Source organism: Streptomyces sp. NPDC052101 (genome assembly GCF_040680235.1).
In the GTDB taxonomy this organism is placed as follows: domain Bacteria; phylum Actinomycetota; class Actinomycetes; order Streptomycetales; family Streptomycetaceae; genus Streptomyces.
This window is the reverse complement of record NZ_JBFAWH010000018.1, coordinates 1-13,491: the sequence shown is the minus strand read 5'-3', so window position 1 is coordinate 13,491 and position 13,491 is coordinate 1. Positions and strand designations below refer to the sequence as shown.

At 72.1% G+C, this 13,491-nt stretch carries 13 protein-coding genes and 1 rRNA gene; 2 read left to right on the top strand and 12 right to left on the bottom strand.

Annotated features, from left to right (window positions below):
• Window positions 1–43: 43 nt before the first annotated feature.
• From recN to AB0L75_RS28630, 5 genes are all read right to left on the bottom strand, one after another.
• Window positions 44–1,762: a DNA repair protein RecN gene (recN, locus tag AB0L75_RS28650; protein WP_365186681.1), complete on the bottom strand. Its 1,719-nt coding sequence runs from the start codon at window positions 1,760–1,762 to the stop codon at window positions 44–46.
• A 131-nt stretch (window positions 1,763–1,893) separates the two neighbouring features.
• The gene (locus tag AB0L75_RS28645; RefSeq protein ID WP_365186350.1) at window positions 1,894–3,444 is read right to left on the bottom strand and encodes a S53 family peptidase; all 1,551 of its coding nucleotides are present in this window, start codon (window positions 3,442–3,444) and stop codon (window positions 1,894–1,896) included.
• Window positions 3,445–3,578: 134 nt separating this feature from the next.
• Complete coding sequence (locus AB0L75_RS28640; RefSeq protein WP_365186348.1) at window positions 3,579–4,484, bottom strand: NAD kinase; 906 nt, start codon at window positions 4,482–4,484, stop codon at window positions 3,579–3,581.
• Complete coding sequence (locus tag AB0L75_RS28635) at window positions 4,481–5,296, bottom strand: TlyA family RNA methyltransferase (protein ID WP_365186345.1); 816 nt, start codon at window positions 5,294–5,296, stop codon at window positions 4,481–4,483. The genes AB0L75_RS28640 and AB0L75_RS28635 overlap by 4 nt, the downstream gene beginning before the upstream one ends.
• 7 nt (window positions 5,297–5,303) lie before the next feature.
• The gene (locus AB0L75_RS28630) at window positions 5,304–5,603 is read right to left on the bottom strand and encodes a hypothetical protein (RefSeq protein WP_365186343.1); all 300 of its coding nucleotides are present in this window, start codon (window positions 5,601–5,603) and stop codon (window positions 5,304–5,306) included.
• Between the two features lie 42 nt (window positions 5,604–5,645).
• Here AB0L75_RS28630 and AB0L75_RS28625 point away from each other — a divergent pair, with 42 nt between their 5' ends.
• Entirely contained in the window at window positions 5,646–5,993 is a 348-nt protein-coding gene (locus AB0L75_RS28625) for an SCP2 sterol-binding domain-containing protein (RefSeq protein ID WP_365186340.1), read from the top strand.
• Here AB0L75_RS28625 and AB0L75_RS28620 read toward each other — a convergent pair.
• Genes AB0L75_RS28620 through AB0L75_RS28605 form a run of 4 tightly spaced genes read right to left on the bottom strand, consistent with a single transcriptional unit; the run spans window position 5,977 to window position 9,995 of the window.
• Window positions 5,977–6,825, bottom strand: coding sequence for an ABC transporter ATP-binding protein (locus AB0L75_RS28620; RefSeq protein ID WP_365186338.1), 849 nt, complete (start codon window positions 6,823–6,825; stop codon window positions 5,977–5,979). The genes AB0L75_RS28625 and AB0L75_RS28620 overlap by 17 nt on opposite strands.
• Window positions 6,822–7,853 carry an iron chelate uptake ABC transporter family permease subunit gene (locus tag AB0L75_RS28615; protein ID WP_365186678.1) on the bottom strand — a complete coding sequence of 344 codons (1,032 nt, stop codon included), beginning with the start codon at window positions 7,851–7,853 and terminating at the stop codon, window positions 6,822–6,824. The genes AB0L75_RS28620 and AB0L75_RS28615 overlap by 4 nt, the downstream gene beginning before the upstream one ends.
• An 11-nt stretch (window positions 7,854–7,864) precedes the next feature.
• The gene (locus tag AB0L75_RS28610) at window positions 7,865–8,908 is read right to left on the bottom strand and encodes an iron chelate uptake ABC transporter family permease subunit (RefSeq protein WP_365186335.1); all 1,044 of its coding nucleotides are present in this window, start codon (window positions 8,906–8,908) and stop codon (window positions 7,865–7,867) included.
• Between the two features lie 58 nt (window positions 8,909–8,966).
• Window positions 8,967–9,995, bottom strand: a complete 1,029-nt coding sequence (locus AB0L75_RS28605; protein WP_365186332.1) for an HAD hydrolase-like protein — start codon at window positions 9,993–9,995, stop codon at window positions 8,967–8,969.
• Between the two features lie 73 nt (window positions 9,996–10,068).
• Between AB0L75_RS28605 and AB0L75_RS28600 the strand changes: the two genes are divergently transcribed.
• A complete protein-coding gene (locus AB0L75_RS28600) occupies window positions 10,069–11,352 on the top strand; it encodes a DUF1015 domain-containing protein (protein WP_365186329.1) in 1,284 nt (427 codons plus the stop codon).
• Between the two features lie 118 nt (window positions 11,353–11,470).
• On the opposite strand, the gene AB0L75_RS28595 is transcribed toward AB0L75_RS28600, so the two are convergent.
• The 3 genes from AB0L75_RS28595 to rrf all read right to left on the bottom strand — a co-directional run.
• Complete coding sequence (locus AB0L75_RS28595; protein WP_365186676.1) at window positions 11,471–12,208, bottom strand: hypothetical protein; 738 nt, start codon at window positions 12,206–12,208, stop codon at window positions 11,471–11,473.
• A complete protein-coding gene (locus AB0L75_RS28590; RefSeq protein WP_365186695.1) occupies window positions 12,100–13,248 on the bottom strand; it encodes a hypothetical protein in 1,149 nt (382 codons plus the stop codon). The genes AB0L75_RS28595 and AB0L75_RS28590 overlap by 109 nt, the downstream gene beginning before the upstream one ends.
• Window positions 13,249–13,398: 150 nt before the next feature.
• Window positions 13,399–13,491, bottom strand: a 5S ribosomal RNA gene (rrf, locus tag AB0L75_RS28585); the annotation flags it as partial.

The window sequence follows — 13,491 nt, the reverse complement described above, 5'->3', positions numbered from 1 at the left end:
CGGGTGACGGCGGCGGCCAGCGCGAAGGTGCCCGCCCGGCCCCTCACCCGTCCGCCCGGGCCGTCGCCAGGAGTTCCTCGGCGTGGGCGCGGGCCGTCTCGGAGTCCTCCTGGCCGGCCAGCATGCGGGAGAGTTCGCGGATGCGCTCCTCGCCCTCCAGGACCTTCACGCCGGAGCGGGTGACGGATCCGTCGTTGGTCTTCTCGACCAGCAGTTGGCGGTCGGCGAAGGCGGCGACCTGCGGAAGGTGGGTGACGACCACGACCTGCGCGGTTTTGGCGAGCTTCGCCAGCCGCCGACCGATCTCGACCGCGGCCTTGCCGCCGACACCGGCGTCGACCTCGTCGAAGAGGTACGTCGGCACGGGGTCGGTGCCCGCGAACACGACCTCGACAGCGAGCATCACCCGGGACAGCTCACCGCCGGACGCGCCCTTGGCGATGGGCCGCGGCGGCGCGCCCGGGTGCGGGGCGAGCAGCAGTTCGACCTCGTCCACGCCCGCGGGCCCGTAGGCGACCGTGCGACCGCCGACCTCGACGCCCTCCGGGTCCTCGGTCTGCCGGATGTCGAAGGACACGCGCGCGTGGGGCATCGCCAGCGAGGCCAGCTCGGCCGTCACGGCGGCGGCGAACCGCTCGGCGGCCCCGGTCCGCGCGTCCGTCAACGCCTGTGCGAGTCCGCCCAGTTCGGCGCGCAGGGCGTCCCGCTCGGCGGTCAGCTCCTCGATCCGCTCGTCGTCGCCGTCCAGCTCGGTGAGCCGGGCGGCACTCTGCTCGGCCCATGCCAGCACGGCGTCGATGTCGTCGCCGTACTTGCGCGTGAGGGCGTTCAGGGCCGCCCTGCGCTCCTCCACGGCGGCCAGCCGCAGCGGGTCGGCGTCCAGGTCGTCGGCGTACCCCGCCAGCTCGCCGGCCACGTCGCCGAGCAGGATCCCGATCTCGCCGATCCGGTCGGCGAGGGCGGCGAGCGCCGGGTCGTGGGACCTGACGGCCTCCAGGGCCCGGTGCGCGCCCGCGACGAGGGTTGAGGCGTCGATCCCCTCGGGGTCCTCGGGATTGCCCGCGAGAGCGGCGTGCGCGGCCGTGGCGGCGGAGGACAGCGCCTCCGCGTGCCCGAGCCGCTCGGCCTCCTCGGCCAGCTCGACGTCCTCGCCGGCCCGCGGCTCGACGGCGGCGATCTCCTCCAGCCCGTACCGCAGCATGCCGGCTTCCTGCGCCCGCTCACGCGCGCGCGTGGTGATCTCCTCCAGCTCGGCGGAGACGGCCCGCAGCCGCCGGTAGGCCTCGGTGTACTTGGCGAGCGGCACGGCGATGCCGTCGCCCGCGTACCGGTCCAGCGCCTGCCGCTGCCGGGACAGCTTCAGCAGCCCCTGCTGGTCGGTCTGCCCGTGCACGGCCACCAGGTCGTCGGCCAGCTCGGCGAGCAGCCCGACCGGCACCGAACGCCCGCCCAGATGGGCCCGGGAGCGTCCCTCGGCGGAAACGGTACGGCTGATCAGCAGCGACCCGTCGTCCAGCTCGGCCCCGGCCTCCTCGGCGCGTACGACGGCGGCGGCGTCCGGGGGGACGGTGACCCGTCCCTCCACGACGGCCTTCCCGGCCCCGATCCGTACGAGCGCCGGGTCCGCCCGCCCACCGAGCAGCAGCCCGAGGCTGGTGACCACCATGGTCTTGCCCGCACCCGTCTCACCGGTGACGGCGGTGAACCCGGGCGACAGCTCGACGACAGCGTCGTCGATGACCCCGAGCGACCGTATCCGCATCTCCTCCAACACGGACAAGACCTTACGAGGTCGGGGGGCCGGAGTGCGACGGGCCCCGGCCCCGTCGTACGAAGGCGCAGGTGACGAATGCGGATCGGTCCCGCATTGTCACCCGGCCGAGTGCAGGACCCTCAGTGCAGTCCCTTGAGGAGGGCGACGCCGTCGGGCACGCCCCAGCCGGTGACGGCGTCGAACCCCTGCTTCACCGGGTAGCCCACCGCAGGCGGGTTGGAGGCGTTGTCGTGGCCGACGGCGATGTCCCGGCAGGCGGCCTGGCCCAGCGGCGTGCCGTTGGCCCCGCTCTGGTAGAGCAGCGGCGTGAAGAAGCGCTGCTGCTTCTCCGGGGGCAGCAGGGCGTTGATACGGGCGATGAGGGACGCCCACAGCGGGGTGGAGGCGCTGGTGCCACCGTTGGGTGCCGGATGGCCCAGGAAGATCAGGTCGTAGAACGGGCTGCCGGCGAGCGCCGCGACGTCCGGCACGACCCTTCCCCTGATGCCGTCCGGGTTCAGGGAGTCCACATCGATGTGCTGCTGGTAGTCCGGACGCGCGAACGCCATGGAGACCCCTCCCCCGCTCGATCCGCCGCGGGGCCGATGGCCGGGCGCGTCCCACCAGGCGACTTCCTGCCCGGACGCGTCGATCTTCGTGCCGCCGATGCTCATCACGTACGGACTGGCGCTCGGGAAGCCGACATGTGCGCGGCCGTCCGCGATCTGGTGCCCCGCACCGTCGTCACCGGAGGAGACACAGACCGTGACGCCCTTCTTCGCCGCACCCTTGAGGCGCTTGCTGATCTCCTGGATCGCGTTGCCCGACCAGCCGGGGTGGTCCTCGGCACGGCTCCAGCTGATGGACACGGTCACCGGCCTGTCCGCGATGACCTGGTCGATCATCTCGATCCAGCCCTGCTGGTCGAACGTGGCAAAGTAGACCGAGATCTGTGCCGCCTGACAGAGGCCGGCGACGATCTGCACGTCCATCATCACTTCGCCCGCCGCGTCGATCTCGTCCTTCTGCTCCTGCGGTGACAGCTGCTGGAACTCCTGTGCCGACACCGGGTTCAGGTTCAGGGGCACGATCTCGACCCGCGGCACCTGCAGCCCATGCCGGTCGCAGAAGGCCTGCAGGTCTTCGGCCGTGACGAAGCCTGCGAACTCGGCGACGCCGATCTTCTGGCCCTCCGCCTGTCCGGCCGGGAAGTTGTACATCTTCGCCAGGTCGTCCGGCGTGAACGAGCTGTTGAAACCCGATCCCTTGGCGGCCGAGCGCTGCGCCATCCGACGCCGGTCCAGCCCGAAGACGCCGGTCACGATTCCGTCGAGTTCGGCCGGGATCCTCAGCTCGCCCTCGCGGCCGCGGAACTCGCCCTGCTCGGGGCTCTCATAGATGCCGAGATTCGCCTCGAAGGCGTCGTTCATGGCGGACACGGGACCGCTCGCCACGATGCTGCCCGGTTCGAGCCGGACCTGGTCGACGGTGAGGCCGTACTGTTCGAGCACGGCCTTCGTCTTCTCCGCGTCCTGGCGTCGCTCGGCCGGGATCTGGTCGCCGGTGACCACCTCCCCCCGCAGCGAGAGGGTCACGCTCACCGGGTCCTGCGGGGCCGCGTCCCTCAGCCGGGTCGCGCCGGCCTTGGCCGGCCGTGCGCTCCCCTCCAACACCACATGCTGCTTGCTCATCGTCGTCTCCTCGCGTCCGAACCGCATGACACAGGGAGACATATCCGGAAATTGCCATCAACATATGCCAGCGGCGGCCCGGCCACCCGGACAGGGCACGGCCTGCCCGGGATGGAGTAGACGCGAGCGACGGCTCAGTGCGGCGCGCCCCGCCACCCGGTCGTCGGCAACGCGAACTTGGCCACGAGCCGATCGGTGAAGGACGAGTGATGCAGTCGGGCGAGCCGCACCGGCACGGCCCCCCGCCGCACCTCCACCCGCGCCCCCGGCGGCAGCTCGACGGTCCGCCGCCCGTCGCACCACAGGACCCCCGGCGGGATGTGCGGCAGCACCTCCACGGCAAGCACCGAATCCGGGGAGGTGACCAGCGGCTTGGCGAACAGGGCATGCGCGCTGATCGGCACCATCAGCAGCGCCTCCACCTCGGGCCACACCACGGGCCCGCCCGCCGAGAACGCATACGCGGTGGATCCGGTGGGCGTCGACAGGACGACGCCGTCACACCCGAACCCGGTCACCGGGCGCCCGTCGATCTCCAGCACGACTTCCAGCAGCTTCTCGGCGCCGGCCTTCTGCACGGCCGCCTCGTTCAGCGCCCAGTCGGTGTGCACGATGTCGCCGTTGCGGTGCACGACGACGTCGACGGTCATCCGCTCCTCGACCTCGTACGACCGCGCCACGACCCGGTCGACCACCCGGTCGAGGTCGTCCCGCTCGGCCTCCGCGAGGAAGCCCACCCGTCCGAGGTTGACGCCGAGCATGGGCACTCCGGACGCCCGGGCGAACTCCGCCCCGCGCAGCAGCGTGCCGTCGCCGCCGAGCACGATCAGCAGCTCGCAGCTGTCGAGGCACTGCGGAGTCGCCTCCTTGACCAGCTCCACCTCGTCGGGCAACGGCAGGTCGCGCGCCTCCTCCGCCAGCACCCGCACCCCGATGTCATGCCGCAGCAGGCCCTTGACGACGAGTTCCGCACTGCGGATCGCCGCGGGCCGCCCGGTGTGGGCGAGCAGGAAAACAGTACGCGCCAGGTTCTGTGTCAACGCGGCCCCTCCGCCACTGCACGGTCGACGTCGGCCGGGTCCACCTCGGGTGCCCCCGCCCGCAGCCAGAGAAAGTACTCGACGTTCCCCGAGGGCCCCGGCAGCGGACTCGCGGTGACTCCACGCACCCCGAGCCCCAGCTCCCAGGCCTTCTCGGCCACTCCCCGCACGGCCTCCGCCCGCAGCTGCGGACTCCGTACGACACCCCCGCTGCCGAGCCGCTCCTTCCCCACCTCGAACTGCGGCTTGACCATCATCACCAGGTCGGCGTCCGGCTTCACGCACCGCTTCAGGGCCGGCAGCACCAGCCCGAGCGGGATGAAGGACAGATCGCCCACGACAAGATCCACAGGTTCCCCATCGATCGCCTCGAGCGTCAACTCGCGTACGTTCGTACGGTCCTTGACGGTGACGCGTTCATCGCTCTGGAGAGACCAGGCCAGCTGTCCGTACCCGACGTCCACGGCCACGACGTGGGCGGCGCCCGCGCGCAGCAGGACGTCGGTGAAGCCGCCGGTGGACGCGCCGGCGTCCAGCGCGCGCCGGCCCTCGACCACGAGCCCCTGCGGCACGAAGACGTCCAGCGCGCCGGCGAGCTTGTGCCCGCCGCGGGAGACGTAGTCGGGGTCGCTGTCGTCGGCCTGGACCACGATCGCCACGGCGGTCTCCACCTGGGTGGCCGGCTTGGTCGCGACGGTCCTGCCTACGGTGACCCGCCCGGCGGCGATCAGCTGGCTGGCGTGCTCGCGCGAGCGCGCGAGCTTCCGGCGGACCAGTTCCGCGTCCAGACGGCGGCGTGCGACTCCTGCCACGTTCGGTTCAGCTCCTGCTCTGGTGGTACGACGTCGGGGGCACCGGGGGTCCCGGGCGGGCGTCGAGCGCGGTGAGCGCGTCGCGCAGCCCCCCGTGTACATCCTCGTACACCTCGACGTGTCCGTCGGTGGCGAGGTGGTCGGCGTCGGCCAGCCGCTCCAGCCGGGCGTCGACCTCGGCGCTGCCGGTGGGGGTGCGCGGGACGTTCAGGGGGGCGGGCGCGGCGGGGTCGTACGCCTCCGGGGCCTGTGCCGCCTCCTGCACCGCATCCTGCGGGATCTCCGTCTCCGGAACCGAGTCGCTCATGCCCAGACGCTACCCCGAACCGCTGGGGTACCGTCGTGGGCGATGGCCACGATCGAGGAGTGCCGCGCCGCACTGGGAAAGCTTTCGGACAATATGCAGGGCACCGACGGCGACGTCCGCGCGGCCGCCGCCCTGGACCGCTCGGTGAGCTGTCACATCACCGACCTGGACGTCACCTTCGCCGGCCGGATGACGGGCGGCCGGATCGACGTGGACGACACCCACCCCGGTCCACCGCGGGAGAAGGCGCAGATCAGGCTCGCCATGGCCGGGGACGACCTGGTGGCCCTGGTGGACGGCGAGCTGAACTTCGCGACCGCCTGGGGCACGGGCCGGGTCAGGCTGGAGGCGAGCCTGCTGGATCTGTTCCGGCTCAGGAAGCTGCTGTGACCCTCTCCGCACGTGCCTTGCGGGCCGCCGGCACCACCAGCGGGGTACCGGTCTCCGGGTCGTCGATGACCTGACAGCGCAGCCCGAAGACCTGCTCCACCAGCTCGGCGGTGACGATGTCGTTCGGGGCACCCTCGGCGATCACCTCGCCGCCGCGCAGCGCGATGAGATGGGTGGCGTAGCGAGCGGCGTGGTTCAGGTCGTGCAGCACCGCCACCAGCGTCCGCCCCTGCTCCTCGTGCAGCTCGGCGCAGAGGTCGAGGACGTCGATCTGGTGCTGGATGTCCAGGTAGGTGGTCGGCTCGTCCAGGAGCAGCAGCGGGGTCTGCTGGGCGAGCGCCATGGCGATCCACACCCGCTGCCGCTGCCCGCCGGACAGCTCGTCGACGTACCGGTCGGCCAGCTCGGCGACCCCGGTCTGCCGCATCGACTCCTGGACGACCCGCTCGTCCTCCGCCGACCACTGGCGCAGCAGCCCCTGGTGCGGGTAGCGGCCCCGGCCGACGAGGTCGGCGACGGTGATGCCGTCGGGTGCGATGGACGACTGCGGCAGCAGTCCGAGGGTCCGTGCGACCTTCTTGGCGGGCATCGACTGGATGACCTGCCCGTCGAGCAGCACCCGGCCCCGGCTCGGCTTGAGCATCCGTGACAGGGCCCGCAGCAGCGTCGACTTGCCGCACGCGTTCGGGCCGACGATCACCGTGAAGGAGTGGTCGGGGATCTCCACCGACAACTGCTCGGCGATGACACGCTGGTCGTAGGCGAGGGTGACGTTCTCTGCGGACAGGCGGTTCACAGTGCTCCTAGGGGTGTTCGTGCGGGTGCCGCTCATATCCGGCCCGACCTGCGCTCGGTGACCAGCAGCCACAGCAGATAGCCGCCGCCGAGGACTCCGGTGACCACGCCGACGGGCAGCTGGTCGGCGCCGAAGGCGCGCTGGGAGGCCCAGTCGGCGGCGACCAGCAGGGCGGCGCCCATGCAGAGGGAGGGCACCAGGTTCGGGCCCGGCGAGCCGGTCAGGCGGCGGGCGAGCTGCGGCGCGGTGAGCGCGACGAAGCTGACGGGTCCGGCGGCCGCGGTGGCGGCAGCGGTGAGCAGCACGGCGGAGACCATCATCAGCAGCCGGACCCGCTGCACAGGCACCCCGAGGGCGTTCGCGACGTCGTCGCCCATCTCCATCATCCGAAGGCCGCGCGCGCCCGCGAGGACCAGCGGGACGAGGACCGCGCACAGGGCGAGCAGCGGCCAGACCTGGTCCCAGTCGCGGCCGTTGAGAGAGCCGGTCATCCATACGACCGCGCGGGCCGCGTCGACCAGGTCGGCCTTGGTGAGCAGATAGCCGTTGACGGCCGTGGCGATCGCGGAGACGCCGATGCCGACCAGAACCAGCCGGTATCCGTGCACGCCCTGCTTCCAGGCGAGCAGATAGATGGCGAGACCGGTCACCAGGCCGCCGACCAGGGCGCCGACGGTGACCTGTGTGGTGCTGCCGGACAGCAGCACGATCACGATCAGCGCGCCGGCCGTCGAGCCCTGGGAGAGGCCGAGGACGTCCGGGCTGCCGAGCGGGTTGCGGGAGACGGACTGGAACAGGGCGCCGCCGAGGCCGAGCGAGGCACCGACCAGCAGGCCGACCAGGACGCGCGGCAGCCGCAGCTCGTTGACGATGAAGTCCTGGTACGCGGTGCCGTTCCCGGCGAGCGTCCTGAGCACATCGGCCGCCGGGATCTTCGCGTCGCCGGTGCCGATCAGGGCGACGCCCGCGGCGCCGGCGGCGACCAGCAGCAGGACGACGACGATCAGGGCCCGCGGGTCCAGACGCAGGGAGAGCCCGCCGGGAGCGCGTACGGCCCGGTTCATGGATCGGGTCTTCACAGCTGGGCCGTCCTCCGCCGTCGTACGAGAAAGATGAAGACCGGGCCGCCGATGATCGCGGTGATGATGCCCACCTGCAGTTCCGAGGGGCGGGCCACGACCCGGCCGACGACGTCGGCGCCGAGCAGCAGCACGGGCGACAGGACCGCGGCGTACGGCAGGATCCAGCGCAGGTCGGGACCGGTGAAGGAGCGCACGACGTGCGGGACCATCAGGCCGACGAACACGATCGGACCGCAGGCGGCGGTCGCGGCTCCGCACAGCACGGTGGCGGCGAGCATGGCGAGCGCGCGGGTGCGGCCGAGGCCCGCGCCGAGGGCGCGGGCGGTGTCGTCGCCCATCGCGACGGCGTTCAGCGGCCGGGCCAGCCCGAGCGCCAGGACCGTGCCGACCGTGAGGAACGGCAGCACCTGCAGGATGGTCGAGTTCGTGGCCGAGGCCAGCGAACCCACCGTCCAGAAGCGCATCTTGCCCAGCGCCGCGTCGTCCATGATCATCACGGCCTGGAGATAGCCGTAGAGGGCCGCGCTGACGGCCGTACCCGCGAGTGCGAGCCGGACCGGGGTGGCGCCCCGGCTGCCGCCGAGGAACCACACCAGCGCGCCGACCGCCGCCGCTCCGAGGAAGGCGAACCACACATAGCCGGTGAGGCTGGTGACGCCGAAATAGGTGATGGCCGTGACGACGGCGGCGGAGGCCCCCGCGTTGATCCCGAGCAGTCCGGGGTCGGCCAGCGGATTGCGGGTGAGCGCCTGCAGCACCGCGCCGGAGAGGCCGAGCGCGGCACCGGCGAGCAGCCCGAGGACCGTGCGCGCGAGCCGCTCGTCCACGACGACGTCGCCATAGGTCCCGGTGTCGTGGAACAGACCGTGCCAGACCTGGTCCGGTGGCAGCGCTTTCGCCCCGATCGCGATGCTCGCCAGGGCGACGAGCACCAGGATCACGACGGAGAGCAGGAGCCCAAGGGTCCTTGCCGCCTGGCGGGTTGGGGGCGCGGGGGCGGTCTCCGCGCGCTGTTCCGGAGGACTGTCGACCAACACGAGGTTAGGTTAGCCTACCCTCGCTCCCGATCTCGATCCCCGGGGGTCAAGGACCGCCTCACAGCCCGAGACGCGCCAACGCCTTCCCCCCGTCCAGCTCGCAGGAGCCCTCCCCGGCCGCCGTCCAGGCCGCCGCGCACAGCGCCCGCAGCCCGTCCAACGGCTCGCCGTCGCCCTCCAGCTCCAAACGGTCCGCCCCGGCCGTCGCCGTGAACCCGCCGCAGCAGAAGCCCGCACCGTCCGCCGTCACCTCCGGCTGCCCGGTGAGCAGCCCGCGCAGATCGGCGTCCACAAACGTCGGCCGGTGCCGCGGCGGCGCCGCGAGCAGCTGGGCGCCGTCGGTGACGCCGGTCAGCACCAGCAGCGAGTCGACTCCGCCGTTGAAGGCACCCTCGATGTCCGTGTCCAGCCGGTCCCCGACCACCAGCGGCCGCTTCGCGCCTGTCCGGAGAATCGTCTCCTTGTGCATCGGCGGCAGCGGCTTGCCCGCCACCTGCGGCTCCGCGCCGGTCGCGATCCGTACGACCTCCACGGCCGCCCCATTGCCCGGCGCGATGCCCCGTCCACTCGGAATCGTCAGATCGGTGTTGGAGGCGAACCACGGCACCCCCCGCGCCACCGCGTACGACGCCTCCGCGAACCGCCCCCACGTCAGATCCGGCCCGCCGAACCCCTGCACGACCGCCGCCGGATCGTCGTCCGCCGACTCCACGGGGGTGAGCCCCCGCTCGCGCAGCGCCACCCGCAGCCCCTCGCCGCCGATGACCAGCACCCGCGCCCCCGCCGGCACCTGCTCGCTGATCAGCCGCGCGACCGCCTGCGCGGAGGTGATGACATCATCCGCGCCCGTCGGTATGCCCAGCTCCGTCAGATGCCCGGCCACCGTGTCCGGCGTCCGCAGCGCGTTGTTGGTGACATACGCCAGATGCATCCCACCCGAGCGGGCCACCGCCAGTGAGTCGACCGCGTGCACGATCGCGTTCCCACCCGCGTACACCACCCCGTCCAGATCGAGCAGCGCCGTGTCGTACGCCTCGCTCAGGGGCTGCCCACTGCCCTCGGGCCTCGTCCTGACCGCCTGGCTCATTCCACATCGCTCCTCGTTCGAAGGCCTTTCCCCCGATCATCCCGCACGCCACTGACACACGTACGATGCCGGGATGAACACTGCAGGTCACTCGGAAGCAACGGCGCTGCGAGGCCTGGAACTCACCCCGTTCCGCGGCCTTCGCTACGACCCCGACCGGGTCGGCAGCCTCGCCGCCGTCACCTCCCCGCCGTACGACGTCGTGGTCCGCCCCGACGGAGTGCATCACCTCCAGTCCGCCGACCCGCACAACATCGTCCGCCTGATCCTCCCCCAGGCCGGCACCCCGAGCGCCGGCACCGAGCAGGCGGCCGACACCCTGCGCCGCTGGCTGGACGAGGGGATCCTCACCGCGGACCCGGAACCCGGCCTGTACGTCTACGAGCAGCGGGACGGGAACGGCATGCTCCAGCGCGGCGTCATCGGCGCGCTGCGGCTCTCGGAGCCCGCGGAGGGCGTGGTGCTGCCGCACGAGGACGTCATTCCGCCGGTGGTCGCCGACCGTGCCGCCCTGATGCGCGCCACGCGCGCGAACCTGGAACCGCTGCTGCTGACCTACCGCGGCAACGGCACGGCCGCGGAGGTCGTCGAACGCACCGCGCAGCGGCCACCGCTCCTCTCCACGACCACCGAGGACGGCTTCCACCACCGCCTGTGGTCCGTCACCGACCCCGCCGACCTGGCCGGCATCCAGTCCGACCTCGCCCACCGGCAGGCGCTGATCGCCGACGGCCACCATCGCTGGGCCACCTACCTGCGGCTGCGCGCCGAGCACCCCTCCCCCAGCCCCTGGGACCACGGCCTGGTGCTGCTCGTCGACACCGTCCGCTACCCGCTGCGCGTCCGCGCCATCCACCGCCTGCTGCACAGCCTGCCGGTCGCCGACGCGCTCGCGGCGGTGCGGGGCCTGTTCCGGATACGACGGCTCGACACACCGCTCGCCGAGGCGCTGGCGACGCTCGCGGACGCCTCCTGCGCGGGCAACGCCTTCCTGCTGGCCGGCGACGGCGCCTTCCACCTGCTCGACCGCCCGGATCCCGATCTGCTGGCCCGGACCATCCCGGCCGGCCGCCCGGCCGCCTGGCGCTCCCTGGACGCCACGGTCCTGCACGCCACGCTCCTCGAACACGTCTGGCACATCCCCGAGGACTCCCCGGCCCACATCGCCTACATCCATGACACGGCCGCGACGGTCGCCAAGGCGGAACGCGACGGCGGTACGGCCGTCCTGATGCACCCCATCCGCGAGGAGGTCGTACGCGACCTGGCCCGCCAGGGCGTGATGATGCCCCGCAAGTCGACGTCGTTCGGCCCGAAGCCCGCGTCCGGGCTGGTGCTGCGCGCACTGGAGATCTGAGCCCCCGCGCGCAGAACAACCTCCGCACACAAAAGCCTCCGCACACAAAAGAAAGAGGGCAGGCTCCACAGGGAGCCTGCCCTCTTCTCGTCTCACCGGCCACGCGTGCGACTACACGTCAGTCCTCGTCGCCGTCCTGCTGCGCCGGCTTCTCCTGCTCGCCCTCGTCCTCGCCCTCGTCCAGGGCGTCGACGAACTCCACACCGTCCAGTTCGGCGAGCCGGTCGGAGGCATCCGTACTACCGTCCCGGTCGGCCTCCACGGCCTTGGCGAACCACTCCCGCGCCTCGCTCTCGCGGCCGACGGACAGCAGCGCGTCCGCGTAGGCGTACCGCAGGCGCGCGGTCCACGGCTGAACCGAGTTGGAGGCCAGCTCCGGGCTCTGCAGGGTCACGATGGCGGCTTCCAGCTGGCCCATGTCGCGCCGGGCACCGGCCGCGACCAGCCGCATCTCGACCTGACCGGCCTTGTCCAGCTTGTGCACATCCGGGGCACCGGCCATGTCCAGCGCCTTCTCCGGCCGCCCGAGCCCACGCTCGCAGTCGGCCATCACCGGCCACAGCTCCACGGCGCCCGTCATCCGGCGCGCGGCGCGGAACTCGGCGAGAGCCTCGCTGTACTTCTGGTTGGCGTACGCCGCGAACCCGGCGGCCTCGCGTACGGCGGCCACACGGGACGCCAGACGCAGGGCCACCTTGGAGTAGCCGTAGGCGCCCTCGGGGTCCTCGTCGATGAGCCGGGCGACCATCACCAGGTTCTTGGCGACATCCTCCGCGAGCGTCTTGGGCAGGCTCTGGAGTTCCTGCCGCACGTCCTTGTCGATCTCGTCACCGGTGACGTCCTCCGGGATCGGCAGCCGCTTGATCGGCTCGCGGTCCCGGTCACGGTCCCGCTCGTCGCGGAAACGGCCACCGCCGCGCCGGTCGTCCCGACGGTCGTCACGTCGGTCGTCACGACGGAAACCACCGGGCCGACCACCACGGTCGTCGCGGCGCGGCCCACGGTCGCGGTCGTCCCTACGGCCGTAGCCGCCGCGGTCGTCCCGGCCCCGGAACCCACCGCGCTCACCCCGGTTGTCATCCCGCCGGAAGCCACCGCGGTCGTCTCGGCGGTCGTCACGGCGGTCACCGTAACCACCACCGCGGTTGTCGTCGCGCCGGCCGTAGCCACCACGGTCGTCGTCGCGGCGGAAGGCAGGACGGTCCCCACCGCGGTCATCACGACGGTCGTCACGCCGGTCGTCACGACGGAAACCACCGCGGTCGTCACGACGGTCGTCACGACGCGGCCCACGGTCACGGTCATCCCGCTGGAACGCCGGACGCGGACCCCGGTCGCCCTCACGACGGTCATCCCTACGACCGTAGCCACCACCACCGCGCCGGTCATCACGACGATCGTCACGCCGGTCGTCACGACGGTCATCGCGCCGGAAGCCACCGCGGTTGTCGTCGCGCCGGCCGTAGCCACCACGGTCGTCGTCGCGGCGGAAGGCAGGACGGTCCCCACCGCGGTCATCACGACGGTCGTCACGCCGGTCGTCACGACGGAAACCACCGCGGTCGTCACGACGGTCGTCACGACGCGGCCCACGGTCACGGTCATCCCGCTGGAACGCCGGACGCGGACCCCGGTCGCCCTCACGACGGTCATCCCTACGACCGTAGCCACCACCACCGCGCCGGTCATCACGACGGTCATCACGACGATCGTCACGCCGGTCATCGCGCCGGTCGTCACGCCTGAAGCCGCCGCGGTCGTCACGCCGGTCGCCGTAGCCACCACCGCGGTTGTCGTCACGCCGGCCGTAACCGCCACGGTCGTTGTCGCGGCGGTCGTTGTCGCGACGGTAGCCACCACGGTCGCCCCGGTAGCCGCCGCGGTCACCACGGTCACCACTGTCCCGTCGCCGCTGGTCGCGCTCCGGTCGGTCGTCGGGAGAGTTGGTGGACATGATGACTCCTGTCTTCGGTACTACAAGCATTGTAAAAACAAAAGGACCCCTGGTCCCAGCTGAACGCTGGGACCAGGGGTCCTCCAAAGATTGTTCGGCGGCGTCCTACTCTCCCACAGGGTCCCCCCTGCAGTACCATCGGCGCTGTGAGGCTTAGCTTCCGGGTTCGAAATGTAACCGGGCGT